Origin of the sequence: Streptococcus oralis, from assembly GCF_023611505.1 — a bacterium.
In the GTDB taxonomy this organism is placed as follows: Bacteria; Bacillota; Bacilli; order Lactobacillales; family Streptococcaceae; genus Streptococcus; species Streptococcus oralis_CT.
The window spans coordinates 411,516-431,395 of record NZ_CP097843.1 but is presented as its reverse complement, the minus strand read 5'-3'; the positions used below and the strand labels follow the sequence as shown (position 1 = coordinate 431,395).

At 41.3% G+C, this 19,880-nt stretch carries 12 protein-coding genes, 18 tRNA genes, 2 rRNA genes and 1 pseudogene; 3 read left to right on the top strand and 30 right to left on the bottom strand.

Translation table 11 applies throughout. The annotated features are described in order from the left end of the window. Positions 1 to 54 precede the first annotated feature (54 nt). From M9H69_RS02370 to M9H69_RS02330, 9 genes are all read right to left on the bottom strand, one after another. A complete protein-coding gene (locus M9H69_RS02370; RefSeq protein WP_250315805.1) occupies positions 55 to 1,575 on the bottom strand; it encodes an ABC transporter permease/substrate-binding protein in 1,521 nt (506 codons plus the stop codon). Continuing rightward, the gene (locus tag M9H69_RS02365; RefSeq protein WP_250315804.1) at positions 1,568 to 2,296 is read right to left on the bottom strand and encodes an ATP-binding cassette domain-containing protein; all 729 of its coding nucleotides are present in this window, start codon (positions 2,294 to 2,296) and stop codon (positions 1,568 to 1,570) included. Before M9H69_RS02365 ends, M9H69_RS02370 begins: the two co-directional genes overlap by 8 nt. A gap of 72 nt (positions 2,297 to 2,368) precedes the next feature. After that, on the bottom strand, positions 2,369 to 2,812 hold the full coding sequence (locus M9H69_RS02360) for a MarR family winged helix-turn-helix transcriptional regulator (RefSeq protein WP_250315803.1): 444 nt from the start codon (positions 2,810 to 2,812) through the stop codon (positions 2,369 to 2,371). 143 nt (positions 2,813 to 2,955) lie between these two features. Continuing rightward, complete coding sequence (locus M9H69_RS02355) at positions 2,956 to 4,149, bottom strand: O-antigen ligase family protein (RefSeq protein WP_250316158.1); 1,194 nt, start codon at positions 4,147 to 4,149, stop codon at positions 2,956 to 2,958. 132 nt (positions 4,150 to 4,281) lie between these two features. Further along, the gene (gtfA, locus tag M9H69_RS02350) at positions 4,282 to 5,724 is read right to left on the bottom strand and encodes a sucrose phosphorylase (protein ID WP_250315802.1); all 1,443 of its coding nucleotides are present in this window, start codon (positions 5,722 to 5,724) and stop codon (positions 4,282 to 4,284) included. 205 nt (positions 5,725 to 5,929) lie between these two features. After that, complete coding sequence (locus M9H69_RS02345) at positions 5,930 to 6,763, bottom strand: carbohydrate ABC transporter permease (protein WP_250315801.1); 834 nt, start codon at positions 6,761 to 6,763, stop codon at positions 5,930 to 5,932. Positions 6,764 to 6,779: 16 nt separating this feature from the next. Continuing rightward, entirely contained in the window at positions 6,780 to 7,652 is an 873-nt protein-coding gene (locus tag M9H69_RS02340; RefSeq protein WP_250315800.1) for a carbohydrate ABC transporter permease, read from the bottom strand. An 18-nt stretch (positions 7,653 to 7,670) separates the two neighbouring features. Continuing rightward, a complete protein-coding gene (locus M9H69_RS02335) occupies positions 7,671 to 8,921 on the bottom strand; it encodes an extracellular solute-binding protein (RefSeq protein WP_250315799.1) in 1,251 nt (416 codons plus the stop codon). Positions 8,922 to 8,933: 12 nt separating this feature from the next. After that, positions 8,934 to 11,096, bottom strand: coding sequence for an alpha-galactosidase (locus M9H69_RS02330; protein ID WP_250316157.1), 2,163 nt, complete (start codon positions 11,094 to 11,096; stop codon positions 8,934 to 8,936). Positions 11,097 to 11,203: 107 nt separating this feature from the next. Here M9H69_RS02330 and M9H69_RS02325 point away from each other — a divergent pair, with 107 nt between their 5' ends. Beyond that, positions 11,204 to 12,064, top strand: a complete 861-nt coding sequence (locus M9H69_RS02325; protein WP_250315798.1) for an AraC family transcriptional regulator — start codon at positions 11,204 to 11,206, stop codon at positions 12,062 to 12,064. Then, positions 12,061 to 12,999, top strand: coding sequence for a bifunctional biotin--[acetyl-CoA-carboxylase] ligase/biotin operon repressor BirA (gene birA / locus M9H69_RS02320; protein ID WP_235080914.1), 939 nt, complete (start codon positions 12,061 to 12,063; stop codon positions 12,997 to 12,999). The genes M9H69_RS02325 and birA overlap by 4 nt, the downstream gene beginning before the upstream one ends. Positions 13,000 to 13,103: 104 nt before the next feature. On the opposite strand, the gene M9H69_RS02315 is transcribed toward birA, so the two are convergent. Next, the gene (locus M9H69_RS02315; RefSeq protein ID WP_250315797.1) at positions 13,104 to 13,808 is read right to left on the bottom strand and encodes a hypothetical protein; all 705 of its coding nucleotides are present in this window, start codon (positions 13,806 to 13,808) and stop codon (positions 13,104 to 13,106) included. 221 nt (positions 13,809 to 14,029) lie between these two features. Here M9H69_RS02315 and M9H69_RS02310 point away from each other — a divergent pair. Further along, positions 14,030 to 15,004 (top strand): annotated as a pseudogene (locus M9H69_RS02310) (transposase). 62 nt (positions 15,005 to 15,066) lie between these two features. Here M9H69_RS02310 and M9H69_RS02305 read toward each other — a convergent pair. The 20 genes from M9H69_RS02305 to M9H69_RS02210 all read right to left on the bottom strand — a co-directional run bounded on the left by M9H69_RS02305 (position 15,067) and on the right by M9H69_RS02210 (position 19,861). Continuing rightward, positions 15,067 to 15,154: transfer RNA gene (locus tag M9H69_RS02305), tRNA-Ser, on the bottom strand. 6 nt (positions 15,155 to 15,160) lie between these two features. Then, positions 15,161 to 15,234: transfer RNA gene (locus M9H69_RS02300), tRNA-Ile, on the bottom strand. 33 nt (positions 15,235 to 15,267) lie between these two features. Continuing rightward, positions 15,268 to 15,338 (bottom strand) — tRNA-Gly (locus M9H69_RS02295). A 16-nt stretch (positions 15,339 to 15,354) separates the two neighbouring features. After that, positions 15,355 to 15,427: transfer RNA gene (locus M9H69_RS02290), tRNA-Phe, on the bottom strand. Positions 15,428 to 15,430: 3 nt separating this feature from the next. Next, positions 15,431 to 15,504, bottom strand: a tRNA-Met gene (locus tag M9H69_RS02285). A gap of 11 nt (positions 15,505 to 15,515) precedes the next feature. After that, a tRNA-Ser gene (locus tag M9H69_RS02280) sits at positions 15,516 to 15,605 on the bottom strand. A gap of 11 nt (positions 15,606 to 15,616) precedes the next feature. After that, a tRNA-Ile gene (locus M9H69_RS02275) sits at positions 15,617 to 15,690 on the bottom strand. Positions 15,691 to 15,703: 13 nt separating this feature from the next. Then, positions 15,704 to 15,777: transfer RNA gene (locus tag M9H69_RS02270), tRNA-Met, on the bottom strand. 5 nt (positions 15,778 to 15,782) lie between these two features. Then, positions 15,783 to 15,856, bottom strand: a tRNA-Pro gene (locus M9H69_RS02265). A gap of 15 nt (positions 15,857 to 15,871) precedes the next feature. Then, a tRNA-Arg gene (locus M9H69_RS02260) sits at positions 15,872 to 15,945 on the bottom strand. Positions 15,946 to 15,956: 11 nt separating this feature from the next. Continuing rightward, positions 15,957 to 16,042 (bottom strand) — tRNA-Leu (locus tag M9H69_RS02255). Positions 16,043 to 16,049: 7 nt separating this feature from the next. Further along, positions 16,050 to 16,121 (bottom strand) — tRNA-Gly (locus tag M9H69_RS02250). Between the two features lie 27 nt (positions 16,122 to 16,148). After that, positions 16,149 to 16,221, bottom strand: a tRNA-Thr gene (locus tag M9H69_RS02245). Positions 16,222 to 16,233: 12 nt separating this feature from the next. After that, positions 16,234 to 16,315, bottom strand: a tRNA-Leu gene (locus tag M9H69_RS02240). A 5-nt stretch (positions 16,316 to 16,320) separates the two neighbouring features. After that, positions 16,321 to 16,393, bottom strand: a tRNA-Lys gene (locus M9H69_RS02235). 24 nt (positions 16,394 to 16,417) lie between these two features. Continuing rightward, positions 16,418 to 16,490 (bottom strand) — tRNA-Asp (locus M9H69_RS02230). 4 nt (positions 16,491 to 16,494) lie between these two features. Next, a tRNA-Val gene (locus tag M9H69_RS02225) sits at positions 16,495 to 16,567 on the bottom strand. Between the two features lie 4 nt (positions 16,568 to 16,571). Beyond that, positions 16,572 to 16,687, bottom strand: a 5S ribosomal RNA gene (rrf, locus tag M9H69_RS02220). Positions 16,688 to 16,763: 76 nt separating this feature from the next. Beyond that, positions 16,764 to 19,666, bottom strand: a 23S ribosomal RNA gene (locus M9H69_RS02215). A 122-nt stretch (positions 19,667 to 19,788) separates the two neighbouring features. Continuing rightward, a tRNA-Ala gene (locus M9H69_RS02210) sits at positions 19,789 to 19,861 on the bottom strand. Between the last annotated feature and the right edge of the window lie 19 nt (positions 19,862 to 19,880).

Here is a 19,880-nt window from a genome sequence, read left to right as displayed (position 1 = left end):
TCTGAGCATTCTTCTATATGGTCATTTAAAGAAGTTGAGTTTGACATTTTCAATCTATTTCTTCAACAATCCTTGTTCTTGTAGAAACTCCTTGGCTACTTGTTCTGCTGACTTGCCTTCAACACCGACTTGGTAGTTGAGCTGGCTCATCTGGCTTTCAGTAATTTTACCAGCCAATTTATTGAGAACTGTCTCCAACTCAGGATGTTTCTTGAGAAGAGCTTCTTTCATAAGAGGAGCCCCTTGATAAGGTGGGAAGAGTTGCTTGTCATCTTCCAAGACCTGTAAATCATAACGCGCCAATTCTGCATCCGTCGAATAGGCATCTGTGATTTGAATATCGCCCGACTGAATTGCCTGATAGCGAAGAGCTGGCTCCATGGTCGCTACGTTGAGATTGAGACCATACATTGATTGCAAGCCCTTATTTCCATCTTCACGGTCATTAAATTCGAGTGTAAAGCCTGCCTTCAACTGTCCTTCCACTTTTTTCAAGTCCGAAATAGTCTTCAAGCCATATTCTTGAGCAATTTTTTTCGGAACAGCTACAGCGTAGGTATTTTGATAAGACATAGGTTTGAGATAGGCTAGATGATCCTGTTTGGCAATGCCATCACGCGCCACCTGATAAACCTGATCCGGCTCATGACCTACCTTGGGTGATGGCTGAAGCAAACTTTCAGTCACCGTACCGGTAAATTCAGGATAGATATCAATATCGCCTTTTTTCAGAGCTTCATAGAGGAAGCTTGTTTTCCCAAAATTCGGTTTAACAGTCGCAGTCATACTGGTATTTTCCTCAATTAGGAGTTTATACATATTAGCCAAAATTTCTGGTTCTGGTCCCAATTTCCCAGCAATCACCAAGTTTTCTTTCTCTTTTTGAGCTAAGAGGGCTGGACTATAAGACAGACCGAGCAATAAGGTCACCAAGGCAAAACCAGAGAAAATCGTCCGCAATTTTGCTTTTTCCATCACTTTTAGCAGGAAGTTAAAGGCAATGGCCAGCACTGCAGAAGAAAGGGCTCCAATCAAAATCAGACTAGTATTATTACGGTCAATTCCCAAAAGGATAAAGGAACCCAGTCCGCCTGCCCCAATCAAGGCTGCCAAGGTCGCCGTACCGATAATCAAGACAGCTGCCGTCCGAATCCCAGACATAATGACAGGCATGGCAAGTGGAATTTCAAACTTCTTGAGACGCTCCCATCTAGTCATCCCAAAGGCAATCCCAGCCTCTTGCAGACTTGGATCAATTCCCTTTAGCCCCGTGATGGTATTTTGCAAAATCGGAAAAATCGCATAAATCACTAGTGCTGTCAAAGCAGGCAAGGTTCCAATTCCCATCAAGGGAATAAAGAGTCCCAACAAGGCCAAAGAAGGGATAGTCTGGAAAATCCCTGCAATCTGCAAGACCCAGTCCGCCATCTTTTCATGATAACGAAGAAATACCGCTAAGGGGACTGCAATAAAAATAGCCAGTAACAGGGTCAAAAGTGACAACTGCAAATGTTGAGATAGAGCTGTCAACCAATCACTAAAACGATCCTGAAAAGTTGCAATTAAATTAGTCATGAACACTACCTCCAAACAAGTCTGCTACAAATTCTGTGGCAGGAGCTTTTAAAATCGTCTCGGGATTCGCCACCTGACAAATCTCTCCATCCTGCAAGACAGCAATACGGTCCGCCAACTTCAAGGCCTCATCCGTATCATGGGTCACAAAAATCGTTGTCATCCCAAACTCTTTATGCAATTCTTTCGTCAGAACCTGCAACTGTTTTCTCGAAATTGCATCTAGAGCTGAAAAGGGCTCATCCATGAGGAGGATCTTAGGCTGACCAATCATGGCACGGACAATCCCGACCCGTTGCTGTTCTCCACCAGATAATGCACTCGGAAGTCGATGCCCATACTCAGCTACTGGCAAGCCAACTTTAGCTAAAAGCTCTTCTGTTTTCTTCGCAATTTTTTCCTTAGTCCAGCCCTTCATCTCAGGAATGAGAGCAATATTTTCTGCAACCGTTAGATTGGGAAACAGAGCAATGGCCTGTAAAACATAACCAGTAGAAAGACGAAGTTCACGCTCATTATAGTCTTTGATGCGCTTGCCATCCATATAAATATTTCCATCAGTGGGTTCCAAAAGACGGTTAATCATCTTAATCATGGTCGTCTTACCGGACCCAGAAGGCCCAACTAAAACCATGAACTCCCCATTCTCAATCCGTAAATTGACATCTCTCAAAACATCCTTTTCTGTATAGCGTAGCGCTACATTTTTGTATTCAATCATTCTTTGTCCTCAATTTAAAACTTCCCTTGATTGGTCAAGTTACCAAACTTTTAATAACTAATTTACCCCATTCTAAACCCCATTTTCCTCCTCTTTCAGATTAGCCAAAATTCTTTCTTGAAAGGCTTCAAACTGACGAATTTCTTCCTCAGTGAATCCTTTATAAAAAATTGCATCCAACTTTTGACTAACACGATAGCCAACATCTTTCTGGGACGAACCAAGTTCAGTCAAAACGACATACTTCTTTCTCTTGTCTATTCCACATGGACTGATGGTAACCAGGTTTTGCTCCTCAAGTTTCTTTATCATGGTTGTGAGCGTATTGTTGGTGAGACCAGTCGCCAGCGCAATATCTGTCGCAGTTGCACAGCCAGTTTCACTATTCCATAAGACAGCGAGAATCTTTCCCTGTTCACTTCGATAAAGAGCCTCCGGATCCTGACTCAGTAACTTTTGAAAAATCCGCCCATTCAGCAAACGAATATGATGGGCAACTAAATGACTATCTTTCATGACCTCTCCATTTTATTTCTATATCGAATTGTTTTTATTGTAACACCTGCCGTTCCATCTGTCAATTATTTCGACTTAGAAATAATTTCCACCAACAAAAAAGACCTCCTACCCAAAGTAGAAGATCTTCACTATTTATAAACTTAATCCGTCATGTCTGATACCAAAGTTCGACGCTCCAATGGAATACTGCACATAACTAACAAGAAAATGAAACCTGACTGAATCCAGAAAAGGGCCAAGTCAAAGATTCCATGCACAGCAACCACTGTAAGGAAAGATAGATAAAGACCGATAATTGGACGTTTCCCCGACTCCTGACTCATATCCATCATCAAACGAACAGGAGCAACAGAAGACAAAGCTAATAAAATGGTTCCCACAATTCCGTAACTCAGAATCGTATCAATATAAAGGCTGTGAGCATGTTCATGATAAGGAGCATTTATCCGAGGATAAGAGTGCATATAGGTCAATGGCCCCTCCCCCCAAAAAGGATTTTGCTTAAACAAGGCCATCCCAGCATCCCAGATAGAAATGCGTTCTTCCATAGAAGAATCTAAAGTTCCCATCCGAACTCCCAAATCACTAGAAAAAAGGAAACTCAAGCCAATCGCAAAGACCCCAATACTAAGCCAAAAGGCCTTCCAGTTTTTAATGGTCGTAAAGAGATAAATGATGGCTCCAGCGATAATAGCAGGAAAGGCTGTTCTATTTTGCGTGAAATTTAAACCAAAAAGATTTACAAAACCTGCTAGCACACAAAAGACTTTCAACCATCTTAGCTTCGTCGTTGTAAAGAGATAAAAGGCAATCATGATACAGAAGCAACAAATGATCCCATAGTAGTTAGGATTAAAGAAGGTGACCTCTGCACGGTTCTGGTGCCATACTTGCATATTGGGCGAAAGAAAGGCATAGTTAAATTTCTTTACAATTTGGAAATGCTCCAAAGTGGCAAAAGCCGCAGAGAGCACACTACCAAACAAGATTGTCTGCAGTATCAGTCGAAAGAAAGCATGTGTCAGACGTTTCTGGTAAAAACTAAAGAAAATGAGGAAGAGAAACATCAGTAAAGATGCAACCAATCCAAGCCAGTTCTTGGCAACGATAGAGATGATACTACTGTAAGCAATAAAAAAGAGAAGTACAGGATGTTTGATTAATCCTTTGATAATTCCCTTCATCTCCCCAGTAACAAGTAAACCTATCAAATATAAAGCAAAGAGCGCTAAGAACAAATAAAAAGGTAAAAAGATACTTATGATCATCAAATACAAAAAGAAATCTTTTTTCGAAAGCCCTCTTATCTTATCCAGTAATCCAATTGATTTCAAAACGGATCCTTTCTGTTCTGGATTTCTCCAGAAGATAAATGCTAAACTATCTTTATATTCTACCATTTTTTCCGTCATTTGGGAACAATGAACACGTTTTCGCCACAAAAAAACTCTTTCATTAATATAGCACTAGAACTGAATTTTTCTGCCGTTTTCCAATACTTGATAGGTCTGACTTTGCAAATCAATTTCTGCTACTGCTGTTACGGACTTGTCTTTATTTTGACGTTTGATTACAATGCTGTGAGCTGTTGGTGTTTCAACGTCAATAGTTCCTTCTAGGTCAAAGGCCTCTGATTGATTACGGAAAGAAAATAGATTGAGAAGAGACTTCACCACAGGACGTTGAACTTCTTCTGCTATTTCCTCGTTGCTATAGTAATGGCGATTAATATTTCGACCTTCTTTGGTTTCTTCTAACAATTTCAAGTCATTCTTGCCTGCTAATAGCCCCACATAGTAAAGCTGAGGAATGCCTGGAGCAAAAGCTTGAATCAAACGAGCGAGGAAATACTTGACATCATCATCTCCAAGCGCAGAATAGTAGGTTGAATTGATTTGGTAGATATCTAGATTGTTATACTCTGCACTGGAGTACTTCCGTTTGACATTTGCTCCAACCTTATAGAGCTCATTTGAAGCATAGTCAACTTCCTCATCGGTCAGGATATCTTTGACATCCACCACTCCAATTCCATCATGAGTATCTAGTGTCGTAAATTGCTTCATCGGGCTCATCTTTAACCACTTAGCCAAGCGCTCTGTTCTGGAACTGTAAAGAGTATAAAGGGTCACCATTGGAAGGGCAAAATCGTAAACATAGTAATCATGGTCCGCTATTTTAAACTGAATCGAATAGTGTTCATGAATCTCAGGTAAGAGCTCTGTCCCATACTCAGCAGCGATATCTCGAACTTTGTCCAATAAATCCCAAATATCTGGTTCCACAAAGAAATCATTGGTATCCAATTTCTTCACTGCATAAGCAAAGGCATCTAGACGAATCAAATCACAACCATTACTTGCCAGGTGCTGAATGGTCTTACGGATGAATGCCATCGTTACTTCTTTGGTCACATCAAGATCAATTTGTTCCTCACCAAAAGTATTCCACAAATGTTCTACTGAACCATCTGCAAAAACAATCTCTTGCTTTGGTGCACGATCCTTACGCTTGTAGATTAAATCTACGTCAGACTGTGTCGGACGGTTCTCTGGCCAAAACTTATCCCAGTTTAAAAAGAGATCTTTAAATTCACTGGCTTCATGTTTTTCTTGATAGTCCTTATAATACTTGGATTGACGAGAAATATGATTAATCATAAAGTCAAACATAAGATAATATTTCTCACCTAAACGCTTAACGTCCTCCCAATCACCAAAAGCTGAATCCACTTCATCATAGTCAACTGGCGCAAATCCACGGTCACCTGTTGATGGGAAAAATGGTAGAAGGTGAACTCCTCCAATAGCATCGCCAAAATGTTCTTCCAAATTCTTATATAAGTCTTTAAGATTATTTCCCAGACTATCTGAGTAAGTAATCAACATAGTTTTATTTTGAATGGTCATAGATGTTCTCCTTTTTCTGATGAAAGCCAAGTCTTATATGACCTGGCTTCGTAAATGAAAGATATTTAAAGATTTTTGTTCACTTCGAACTTGTACTAATATAGACTGTGATAAACTAAGTACTACTTTCTTGTCTTCTACATAGAATTGTCAACAAGCTGAACTGGTCCTCTCTATCAGAAATTATAGATTCCCTGAGCTCCTCTTACTTCACTGCCCCGTTGCTCATTCCTGAAATGATATGTTTTTGGAAGATGAGGTAGACGACAGTGATTGTTACAATTCCCACAATATAGGATGCAAAGCTTGGTCCATAGTCATTAAAGTACTGACCTTGGTAGTTGTACTGGAAAAGAGGCAAAGTCCACATCTTGGAATCCTTATTCAAAATCAACAGTGGCAACATAAAATCATTCCAGAACCATAGAGCATTGATGATCAAAGTTGTAGCATGCATGGGTTTCAGCATTGGAAAAATGATTCGACGGTAAGTTGTAAATCGATCAGCCCCATCAATTTCCGCAGCTTCATCTAAACTATCTGGTATACTGATTTTAATATAACCAACATACAAGAAGAGAGTCTGTGGAATAGCATAAGTTAGATAGAGTAATACCAATCCCCACATATTTGCCAGACCGAGTTTACTCATCATAACTGTGATGGGAATCATAATCACCTGAAATGGAACAAATATTCCTAAAATCAAGAGCGAATACATAATTGCAAAGGCTTTTTTCTTGGACATGTTTCGAGCAATGGAATAAGCTGCAGCTGGTATAAAGAAAGCTACTACAATCAATGATAACACCGTAATAACAGCTGAATTCCAGAAATAGCCTCCAATCCCATCCGAAATTAATCGTTCATAATTACTTAAGGTAAAAGGATTGGGCAAACTAAAGAAATGATTCATGATATCCTTGGTTGTCTTGAAGGAACTGAAAACCGTTACCAACAAAGGAACAAGTATAAGAATACCACCTACTATCAAGAGGACATATTTCCAAAACTGATTCAATTTTTCTTCTTTTTTCATGTGTAGGACTCCTCTATTAGATTTCAAATTTCTTTGATAGCTTGATTTGGATAAGAGAAACAATTCCAATGATTAAGAATAAAATCAAGGCAATTGCATTCGCATATCCATATTGATTACTCTTGAAAGCATAGTTGTAGACTAAAAGTCCAAGAGACGTTGTAGCATTATTTGGACCACCACTCGTCAAGGCAAAAATTTGGTCAAAGGCTGTCAAACCGGACTTAAGTGCCAGAATAAAAACCATAGAAATCGTTGGCAGCAAATAGGGTAATTCAATCTTCCAAAAAATTTGTTTACTGGTTGCACCATCAATTGATGCAGCTTCTAAAATATCAGATGGAATACTCTGAAGACCAGCTAGAAAGAGAATGATTGGCATTGCTACTCCTTGCCATAGAAGAACAAAAATAGTAGCCACTACCGCTCCGACAGGTGTTCCTAATAGACTCTCTTGTAAAAAGCTAATTCCTAAAATTCTTCCAATCGTTGGAAGACCATAGTTGAAAAATTGTTTAAAAATCAAGGAAACTGTCAAACCAGATAAAACAGCCGGGAAAAAGAACCAAGCTCTAAAGAAGGTCTGTCCCTTCATCTTAGAATTTAAGGCTCGTGCCACAACCATCCCAATCGTAATCTCTCCAACAATCAATGCTAGGGTTAAAATCAAAGTAAAAGCAATAGCTGTGAAGAATTTCCCATCAATCATCAGCAATTTGTAGTTATTCAAACCAACAAATTTATAATTATAGGTCAATCCAGTCCAGTTAGTCAAACTATAGAAAGCACCTTGTACCATTGGAAAGTAAAAGAAGATAGCTTGTAAAGCAAGCGGGATGAGCAAAAATGTCCAACCCCAGTATTTATTTAAAAATTTTCGAATAGCCATATCATCTTAACTCCTATTCTAGTCCAAATCTGCCTTCATTGGATTAAAGAAAGCATTGAGATTGTTTGCCATATTTTTCAGATTTTTATCCATCAGGTAACCTGCACTTAGATTAAAAAAGTCTTCTTCAGAGTTCCAGCGTTGGCCCAACCAAACATAATGTTTGTCCGTAAAAGCCAGTTTAGAAATAGCTGCAAGCGCTGAATCTTCTTTTTCCTGTATGCCTTTCACCGCAACTGGTGATCCATCTACATCATAGTATGACTGCATAGCTTTTGGACTAGTCATATAGCTGATAAATTCTTCGGTTTCTTTCGGATGTTTGGTAGTAGCTGAAGTTGATAATGCCATGTCCCCTGCACCAACAGTGACTTCTTTTCCTACTTCTTCTCCAGGAAAGGCAAACATCCCCACCTCAAATTTTGGATCCTGTTGATTAATTGCGGCTAATGCCCATGATCCTTGTGGCATCATCAAAGCTGTTTCACTCGAAAATGCTACCACCGCATCATTATAAGAGGCTCCACGCCAACCATCTTGAGCATTATCTGCCAATAAATCGAGTCGTTCTGCATCTGCTTTTAAAATAGCATCATCTGCAGAGATAGCGTTTGGTTTTGAAAAGCGAAGGTAGTTATTAGCCGCGTCTCCACTGCCTGTAATAGTAATGAGAGAAAGTTGGTGGTAACCATTTAATGTCCAGCCTTCATTGCCTGCAACTGCAAATGGAGAATTCCCACTATCTTTTATCTTTTTAACAATCTCTTGAAACTCTTTAAAAGTCTTCGGTTCCTCAAGTCCTAATTCTTTAAATTTTGTTTTATTGTAATAGATTCCATAGAGGTTAGCAGTTAAAGGCACACTATAAATTTTGTTATTGATTGCATACTTTTCGGCATAGTCATTCTTGATGTTCTCAAGATAGGGTTTTCCTGTCATATCTGCAAAATAACCTGCCTTCGCCCACTCCTGAAAATCCATATTTTGAGGATAGATATTAATAATATCTGGAACATCTCCTGATAAAATACGAGTCTTTAGAACAATTCCAGCTGAAGGTACTGTAGTCAGCTTCACATCAATATTAGGGTGTTCCTTTTCAAAATCATCCACTATCCTTTGCAAGGTATCTGCCATCTCGGTCTTCTGGTTAAAAAACTCAATCGTTACCTTGCCATCAGCTGACTTCTCTTGACTACTACAAGCTGACAGTCCCAAAAGGCAGAGTCCTGTAGTAGCAATTAAGCTCATCTTTTTATACCATCTCATGATTTTATCTCCTTATCTTCTAATGAAATGTAACTGCCTGCTGAGATAATCTCCCTGCGGAAGCCCCATAGTAATACCCGCATACATGAGTTCTGCGCCTGAGTAAACTACACCATTTTCCTGTAATTCATACCGTCCCTCTTCATCCAAATCTTTTAACTTTAAAGTTGTTTCTATTGTTTCCACAACTGATAGGACTCGAACGTAGGTTACAATCGTTTGATTTCCATAGTTGAATTGTACAGCTGCTTCATTGGAGCCAACATCTGGATTGAGTAGCCTATACTGGTTTCCCAACTGGACTACTGGTCGCAATTCTTTATACAAGTTCACCTGATTAGCAATCTCAGCTTTCTCATCATCTGATAAACTTGTCAAATCAAGCTCATAACCCAGATTTCCCATCATTGCTACATGACCACGAGTTTCCAATGGTGTCATTCGTCCCATCTGATGATTTGGTACTGCTGACACATGAGCCCCCATAGAAATGGTTGGATAGAGATAGGATGAACCGTATTGAATTGGTAAACGTGCAATAGCATCAGTATTATCACTAGCCCAGACTTGTGGGAAATAACGCATCATACCAAGATCATTTCGTCCACCACCACCAGAGCAGGACTCAAAGAGAATATGACTGTGTTTCTCTGTCAGATAAGAAACGAGTTCGTAAAGCCCCAACATATACTGATGAGACTGCATCTGGGTTTCCAGATAAACTGAACCATTCCCCAGATTAGTAATATTACGATTCATATCCCATTTGATGTAGTCAATTTTATGATGAGAGAGGAGTTCATCTAAGACATTTTTCAGATATTCTACTACCTGTGGATTGGCAAGATTAAGTACTAATTGATTTCGAGAGTAAGTATGCTCATAACCTGGAACCTGAATAGCCCAGTCAGGATGTTTACGATACAAGTCGCTATCAACGGAAATCATCTCAGGTTCTAACCAAAGCCCAAACTGCAAACCTCTTTCATGGATAGCTGAAATCAGACTTTCTAGACTTCCACCCAGTTTTTTCTCATTAACAATCCAATCACCTAAAGCACGATTATCATCAAAGCGATTACCAAACCACCCATCATCTAATACAAAAAGTTCTATTCCAACCTTCTTAGCTTCATCAGCTAATTCTAACAGTTTTTCTCTCTGAAAGTCAAAGTAAGTAGCTTCCCAGTTATTGATAAGAATTGGGCGTTCTTTTTTAGAAAATTTACTTGGCATAATGTGCTTAAGTACAAAATTCTGACTTTCATGACTGATACCGGTTAATCCCTTATCTGAATAGGCCACTAAAGCTACCGGTGTTTCAAAGTTTTCCTTAGGATCCAACTTCCAAGAAAAATTTTCTGGATTAATCCCAATAGCCACCCGAACTTCATTCAGTTGATTTTTTTGGACAAAAGCTTCGAAGTTTCCACTATACATCAGTTGAATAGCAAACACATTCCCAGCATCCTCTGTAGCTCCTTGATCACATAGTAGAAGAGCTGGTGTTTGAGCATGCCCAGAAGCTCCACGGTTCGAACTAATTGAAAAGATTCCTTGCTCTACCTGTTGACGTCGAACAGTCTTTTCACGAGCATAAGCTCCCTGTAAAGTCACTATTTCGTAAGCTGCAGCAGGAAAATCAGCCATAAAAGAAAAGTCCTTATGAATGACAACTTCCTGATTACTATTATTCTCCAATTTGCTATAACTAGCAATTGTCGCATCATTATCAAAAGCTGTATAATACAAAGTCAGACTAAGTTTAGCTTGAGGATCTTCTAAAATCAAGACAAGCGTCTCTGTATCATCCATGCTGTGAGGAGAAGGTAAGCCCTGTGGACCATTCTGACCTTTTAAAATCTTTGCTTCTACAAATCGAAAGTCTGTTACTTCAGTTGCATCATGCTGAACCTGTAAAGTTGGTTTTCTAAAGTCACCCAAACCATGTTGTCCAAAAATTTGACGTTGCGTATCCAAACTAAAGGTGCGATTAGTAGCTGTTGGATTACCTGAAAAAGCATGATCGCGTTCATAAACACTATTAGAACCTCTATAATTCTTAATAGTCTTTCCTAAATGTTTTAATAATAAGAACCCATCCCTATTTTCAATAATCAAACTTAAACCTTTACTCTCAGCGTAAAATAGATTATTCTCTATCCGAATTCCCATAAATTGTACCTCATCCATTTCTTGATAAAATTTTAGCAAATAAAAGCGCTTTCCAAAATAGAAAAATGTCTCTAAAGTATGGTAAAATGTTAGGTAGGAGGTGGCCCATGCTCGTTTTTTCAGAATACCAGACTGGAACAATTGATCTTTCTCTTAGCTTCTACGGTTATGAAGAATGCACGCCTAACTACTCTTTTGGCCCAGCTATTCGAGATACCTATGTACTACATTTCATTACTAAAGGAAAAGGTCAGTTCCATTATAAGGGGAAAATTGTTGATTTAAAGACAGGAGATTTCTTTCTACTAAAACCAGATGAATTAACATTCTATCAAGCAGATAGCCAGGATCCTTGGGCTTACTACTGGTTGGGGATCTCCGGAGGGAGGGCACCTGACTACTTTGCTCTATCTCAAATTTCTGACCAATCCTACTTAATTCAATCAGAGCACTGTCATACCCAGACAACTGCAAAACTCATCTCAGATATTGTCCGCTTCGCTCAGATTACAAAATCAAATGAATTGGCTCAACTCCACATCATGGGACAACTTCATGAACTAATGTTTCATCTAGGAACTATTGCTCCCAATCAGAAAAAAGAGAATATTTCATCAACCCACCAACTCTATCTTGACTGCAAACGATTAATTGATAGTCACTATCCACAATCGCTCACCATTCAAGATTTAGCTAAAGAGCTATCGGTTCATAGAAGTTACTTAACTAGTGTGTTTAAAGAGTTTCACCAACTCTCTCCAAAAGAGTATTTACTTTTCGTTCGAATGAAGCGCGCTCAACAGTTACTAGAACACACCAATGAAACAATCAAAGTCATTGCATATTCTGTGGGTTTTTCAGATCCACTACATTTCTCAAAAGCCTACAAGCAGTATTTTCATAAAACACCTAGTCAAACTCGAAAAGAATACTCTCATTCCCTCTCAGCTAGAAAGGAAAATCAATGAAATCACACCAACTAGTTTACCAAATATTAGCTAGAGAAAACGATTATGTTAGCGGAGAAAAAATCGGAGAAGAACTGAATTTAAGCCGCACGTCCATATGGAAAGCAATCCAACGTCTTCAACAAGAAGGCCTAGAAATTGACAGTATCAAAAATAGAGGCTACAAGCTTATTCAAGGCGACCTGATATTGCCTGATTTGATTCAAGAGAAAACCAACTTAATCGTTCACTACAAACCTGAGACCAAATCAACCCAAACAGATGCAAAAGAAGGAATTGAAGCTGGAAACAAAGGAAATACACTCTATCTTTCAACCTGTCAAACAGCAGGTCGTGGACGCTTTCAACGTCCCTACTATTCCCCATCTCAGGGAGGCATCTATATGTCCCTGCATATTCAACCAAACCTTCACTACGAAAAGCTCCCATCCTATACTCTCCTTGTAGCTGCTGCAGTCTACAAAGCCATTAAAAACCTAACTATGATAGAAGTAGATATCAAATGGGTAAATGACATCTACTTTAAAAATAAAAAAATAGCAGGTATCCTCACCGAAGCAATGACATCAGTTGAGACAGGCTTGGTTACAGATGTCATTATCGGACTTGGAATAAACTTTGCTATAGAAGACTTCCCAGAAGACCTAAAAGAAAAAGCAGGTAGCCTATTTATGCCACCTGCACCTATCACACGAAACGAACTAATCTCAGAAATTTGGCGTTGTTTCTACCAAACAGCACCTGAAGAACTACTCTACCTTTATAAAGAACACTCTCTTGTTCTAGGAAGAGAGGTCAGTTTTATCCAAGATCAGACTAAAAAAAAAGGAGTCGCCAAGGACATCTCCGACAAAGGACAACTCCTTATTCAGCTTGATGACCAGACAGAAATCTGGCTCAATAGTGGTGAAATCTCACTCACTAGCTGGGCTTAACAAACAGCACTATATGATGTCTAGAATCTCATCTAGCAAGCATATAGTGCTGTTTGAATGTAGAAAGTAACAGATATATAAATAGCTAGCTTCCTATCAACAATTTACAGGTGGATAGCTTTTGAGGCATTCTTTTTATATGCCGTGCTATGTACCAAAGAAGCTCCATAGCAGTGATTCTCATATTCAAGCATAATCAATGGCAGCGCAAAAACTTTAACAGCATATAAAAGCACCCAAAACATAAAGACTTCAGCTTTTATATTCACCAAATTTTTACTAAACATCTCATACAAGAACCATGCATTTAAAGCCATATTGAAGAGACTTGCTAACGTTGCTGAGACTATATTGGTTTTCAATTTTGGATGATAACATTTAGCCACATATAAGGCCAATATTGAAATATTATAAAGGCAAATCGGTTGATAATTTTCTCTATAAATAACCAGCGTCTTACGATTATAGAACAGGAAACCATGAGGTCCATGATGATATTCATTTATCCAGACATGGCTAAGACCTCTAATCTCATTCCAATCTACAAATAAATCAATTTTTCTTAGATAAATCCCAGTTTTATGGATTGAACACTTCCATTTGAACATGAAAGATAAAAGAAAAGTAAGGAGCAAAACCACAACTGTAACAATCCTCAACTCCTCTTGCCCGATAGTCAAGGATAGGTTAAAAAAGCGAATTTGCGCTTTTTTTGCATCTAAGATAATTGAAATCACAGTTAGAAATACTACAAAGATAAATAGTATAAATCTATAAAAAATACTACGAAATTTTACTCCATTTTTCATCTTGATTATCCCCCAGCCACTTAAAGTCCCTAACCCTAGTATACCACTAAATTTAGTCTATTTATGATTTTTTCTAGTATGAAAGTTATTGAAATAGCATTAGATAATAGAGCTCTATAATTCTGTAGTGAGTAAAATCACTATGGAGATTATGAAGCCTAGAAAAAAGTCCCATAAAATCTATAATGAAAAGCGACCAAACCATCATTAGAAAGAATCATATGGAACCATTACATTTTATCACAAAACTACTAGACATTAAAGACCCCAATATCCAGATTATATCGTTAATATGAATACCTACAAGGAAGTCATCGCTAAGCTAGATTATCCAGCACCTAAATGTCCTCACTGCCAAGGAAAAATGGCTGTCGCAGAGACTCCCTTAGTTAAGAAAAAACACCAAATCGCTCAAAAATTAATCGAGAAAGTCCCTATAACGGCCATCGCTGAAAGCTTGGCTATCTCCACTTCCACCGTCATTCGTAAACTGAAAGAGTTTACATTCAAGACAGATTTATCTTATCTTCCAACTCACATGTCTTGGGATGAATACAGCTTCAAGAAAGGCAAGATGAGCTTCATTGCACAAGATTTTGACAAGCTCGATATCATCACGGTTCTTGAAGGCAGGACACAAGCTATCATAAGAAATCACTTTCTTCGCTACGATAGAGCTGTTCGTTGTCAGGTGAAAATCATTACTATGGATATGTTTAGTCCCTACTATGACTTGGCTAAACGACTTCGCTTTCGAATTTCTAGGCTCATGCTGAAACAGTCTACAAGACTGTTTCACTTCCAATCGTATGCATTTAACGAATAAAGAAATTCTAGACAAACTATTGAGCTATTCAGAAGACTTGAAATACCACTATAAGCTCTACCAGCTCTTGCTTTTTCACTTTCAGAATAAGGAACCTGACATATTCTTCGGACTTATTGAGGACAATCTAAAGCAAGTTCATCCTCTTTTTCAGACTGTCTTTAAAACCTTTCTCAAGGACAAAGAAAAGATTGTCAACGCCCTTCAGTTACCCTATTCTAATGCAAAATTAGAAGCGACTAACAACCTCATTAAACTCATCAAACGAAATACCTTTGGTTTTCGGAACTTTGAAAACTTCAAAAAACGGATTTTCATCATTCTCAACATCAAAAAAGAAAGGACGAAATTCGTCCTTCCTCGATCTTAGCTGACTTCAACCCACCACAGTTGACAAAGAGCCAAAAAAAGAGCCTAGAAGCTCTTAACGTACGGAGAATGGGGGATTCGAACCCCCGCGCCGGTTACCCGACCTAACGATTTAGCAAACCGTCCTCTTCAGCCTCTTGAGTAATTCTCCTATTAATGGGCACGAGTGGACTCGAACCACCGACCTCACGCTTATCAGGCGTGCGCTCTAACCACCTGAGCTACGCGCCCAAGTTTAAAAACTTGGTATGAACTTTCGTTCAAAGCGGGTGACGAGAATCGAACTCGCGACAACAGCTTGGAAGGCTGTAGTTTTACCACTAAACTACACCCGCTTAATAAAACAAAATATGGCGCGAGACGGAATCGAACCGCCGACACATGGAGCTTCAATCCATTGCTCTACCAACTGAGCTACCGAGCCAAATTGCGGGAGCAGGATTTGAACCTACGACCTTCGGGTTATGAGCCCGACGAGCTACCGAGCTGCTCCATCCCGCGTTAATATAAAAAGGAGGATGTGGGATTCGAACCCACGCACGCTTTTACACGCCTGACGGTTTTCAAGACCGTTCCCTTCAGCCGGACTTGGGTAATCCTCCATTATTTACAATGGACCTTGTAGGACTTGAACCTACGACCACTCGGTTATGAGCCGAGAGCTCTAACCAGCTGAGCTAAAGGTCCAACAAGATCAATATAGCGGCGAAGGGGATCGAACCCCCGACCTCCCGGGTATGAACCGGACGCTCTAGCCAGCTGAGCTACACCGCCATGAATCGGGAAGACAGGATTCGAACCTGCGACACCTTGGTCCCAAACCAAGTACTCTACCAAGCTGAGCTACTTCCCGCGTTAAATAAAAAAATGCACCCTAGAGGAGTCGAACCTCTAACCGCCTGATTCGTAGTCAGGTACTCTATCCAGTTGAGCTAAGGGTGCTCATCATTATATGCCGAGGACCGGAATCGAACCGGTACGATCGTTACCAATCGCAGGATTTTAAGTCCTGTGCGTCTGCCAGTTCCGCCACCCCGGCCTCTCTAAGCGAACGACGGGATTCGAACCCGCGACCCCCACCTTGGCAAGGTGGTGTTCTACCACTGAACTACGTTCGCATCGACCTCTTATTCTATATAAAAAAATGCCGGCTACATGACTTGAACACGCGACCCTCTGATTACAAATCAGATGCTCTACCAACTGAGCTAAGCCGGCTGCTTTCTATTATGCGGGTTAAGGGACTTGAACCCCCACGCCGTTAAGCGCCAGATCCTAAATCTGGTGCGTCTGCCAATTCCGCCAAACCCGCAAATATGACCCGTACTGGGCTCGAACCAGTGACCCATTGATTAAAAGTCAATTGCTCTACCAACTGAGCTAACGAGTCTAAAATAACTTCCGTTATCTTAAACGGTCCCGACGGGAATCGAACCCGCGATCTTCGCCGTGACAGGGCGACGTGATAACCGCTACACTACGGGACCTATATGGGAGTTAACGGGATCGAACCGCTGACCCTCTGCTTGTAAGGCAGATGCTCTCCCAGCTGAGCTAAACTCCCTCGAGCTAAGCGACTTCCATATCTCACAGGGGGCAACCCCCAACTACTTCCGGCGTTCTAGGGCTTAACTGCTGTGTTCGGCATGGGTACAGGTGTATCTCCTAGGCTATCGTCACTTAACTCTGAGTAATACCTACTCAAAATTGAATATCTATCAAATAATTAGAAAACCTCACGCTTCGTATCCTCAGCTACTTTGGATAAGTCCTCGAGCTATTAGTATTAGTCCGCTACATGTGTCGCCACACTTCCACTTCTAACCTATCTACCTGATCATCTCTCAGGGCTCTTACTGATATATAATCATGGGAAATCTCATCTTGAGGTGGGTTTCACACTTAGATGCTTTCAGCGTTTATCCCTTCCCTACATAGCTACCCAGCGATGCCTTTGGCAAGACAACTGGTACACCAGCGGTAAGTCCACTCTGGTCCTCTCGTACTAGGAGCAGATCCTCTCAAATTTCCTACGCCCGCGACGGATAGGGACCGAACTGTCTCACGACGTTCTGAACCCAGCTCGCGTGCCGCTTTAATGGGCGAACAGCCCAACCCTTGGGACCGACTACAGCCCCAGGATGCGACGAGCCGACATCGAGGTGCCAAACCTCCCCGTCGATGTGAACTCTTGGGGGAGATAAGCCTGTTATCCCCAGGGTAGCTTTTATCCGTTGAGCGATGGCCCTTCCATACGGAACCACCGGATCACTAAGCCCGACTTTCGTCCCTGCTCGAGTTGTTGCTCTCGCAGTCAAGCTCCCTTATACCTTTACACTCTGCGAATGATTTCCAACCATTCTGAGGGAACCTTTGGGCGCCTCCGTTACCTTTTAGGAGGCGACCGCCCCAGTCAAACTGCCCGTCAGACACTGTCTCCGATAGGGATCACCTATCCGGGTTAGAGTGGCCATAACACAAGGGTAGTATCCCAACAACGTCTCCTTCGAAACTGGCGTCCCGATCTCTTAGACTCCTACCTATCCTGTACATGTGGTACAGACACTCAATATCAAACTGCAGTAAAGCTCCATGGGGTCTTTCCGTCCTGTCGCGGGTAACCTGCATCTTCACAGGTACTAAAATTTCACCGAGTCTCTCGTTGAGACAGTGCCCAAATCATTACGCCTTTCGTGCGGGTCGGAACTTACCCGACAAGGAATTTCGCTACCTTAGGACCGTTATAGTTACGGCCGCCGTTTACTGGGGCTTCAATTCATACCTTCGAGTTACCTCTAAGCACTCCTCTTAACCTTCCAGCACCGGGCAGGCGTCACCCCCTATACATCATCTTACGATTTAGCAGAGAGCTGTGTTTTTGATAAACAGTTGCTTGGGCCTATTCACTGCGGCTGACCTAAAGTCAGCACCCCTTCTCCCGAAGTTACGGGGTCATTTTGCCGAGTTCCTTAACGAGAGTTCTCTCGCTCACCTGAGGCTACTCGCCTCGACTACCTGTGTCGGTTTGCGGTACGGGTAGAGTATGTTTAAACGCTAGAAGCTTTTCTTGGCAGTGTGACGTCACTAACTTCGCTACTAAACTTCGCTCCCCATCACAGCTCAATGTTATAGAACTAAGCATTTAACTCAATTCACACCTCACTGCTTAGACAGACACTTCCATTCGTCTGCTTTAGTTAGCCTACTGCGTCCCTCCATCACTACATACTCTAGTACAGGAATATCAACCTGTTGTCCATCGGATACACCTTTCGGTCTCTCCTTAGGTCCCGACTAACCCAGGGCGGACGAGCCTTCCCCTGGAAACCTTAGTCTTACGGTGGACAGGATTCTCACCTGTCTTTCGCTACTCATACCGGCATTCTCACTTCTATGCGTTCCAGCGCTCCTCACGGTACACCTTCTCCACACATAGAACGCTCTCCTACCATACCTATAAAGGTATCCACAGCTTCGGTAAATTGTTTTAGCCCCGGTACATTTTCGGCGCAGGGTCACTCGACTAGTGAGCTATTACGCACTCTTTGAATGAATAGCTGCTTCTAAGCTAACATCCTAGTTGTCTGTGCAACCCCACATCCTTTTCCACTTAACAATTATTTTGGGACCTTAGCTGGTGGTCTGGGCTGTTTCCCTTTCGACTACGGATCTTAGCACTCGCAGTCTGACTGCCGACCATAATTCTTTGGCATTCGGAGTTTATCTGAGATTGGTAATCCGGGATGGACCCCTCACCCAAACAGTGCTCTACCTCCAAGAATCTTTATGTCGACGCTAGCCCTAAAGCTATTTCGGAGAGAACCAGCTATCTCCAAGTTCGTTTGGAATTTCTCCGCTACCCACAAGTCATCCAAGCACTTTTCAACGTGCCCTGGTTCGGTCCTCCAGTGCGTCTTACCGCACCTTCAACCTGCTCATGGGTAGGTCACATGGTTTCGGGTCTACGACATGATACTAAAGCGCCCTATTCAGACTCGGTTTCCCTACGGCTCCGTCTCTTCAACTTAACCTCGCATCATATCGTAACTCGCCGGTTCATTCTACAAAAGGCACGCTCTCACCCATTAACGGGCTCGAACTTGTTGTAGGCACACGGTTTCAGGTTCTATTTCACTCCCCTCCCGGGGTGCTTTTCACCTTTCCCTCACGGTACTGGTTCACTATCGGTCACTAGGGAGTATTTAGGGTTGGGAGATGGTCCTCCCAGATTCCGACGGGATTTCTCGTGTCCCGCCGTACTCAGGATACTGCTAGGTGCAAAGACTATTTTAAATACGAGGCTCTTACTCTCTTTGGCTGATCTTCCCAAATCATTCTTCTATAATCTTTGAGTCCACATTGCAGTCCTACAACCCCGAAGAGTAAACTCTTCGGTTTGCCCTCCTGCCGTTTCGCTCGCCGCTACTAAGGCAATCGCTTTTGCTTTCTCTTCCTGCAGCTACTTAGATGTTTCAGTTCACTGCGTCTTCCTCCTCACATCCTTAACAGATGCGGGTAACAGGTAGTACCTGTTGGGTTCCCCCATTCGGAAATCCCTGGATCATCGCTTACTTACAGCTACCCAAGGCATATCGTCGTTTGTCACGTCCTTCTTCGGCTCCTAGTGCCAAGGCATCCACCGTGCGCCCTTATTAACTTAACCTTATTTTCTGACCTTTCAGTCATAAACTCTTTTAATACTACAGCGTTTCGGTTTATTTTCTTGTTACTATTTGATATAGATATTCAATTTTCAATGTGCATTACTTGGTGATCCCTCACCAATGGAGCCTAGCGGGATCGAACCGCTGACCTCCTGCGTGCAAAGCAGGCGCTCTCCCAGCTGAGCTAAGGCCCCACAAGACCTCTCAAGACTA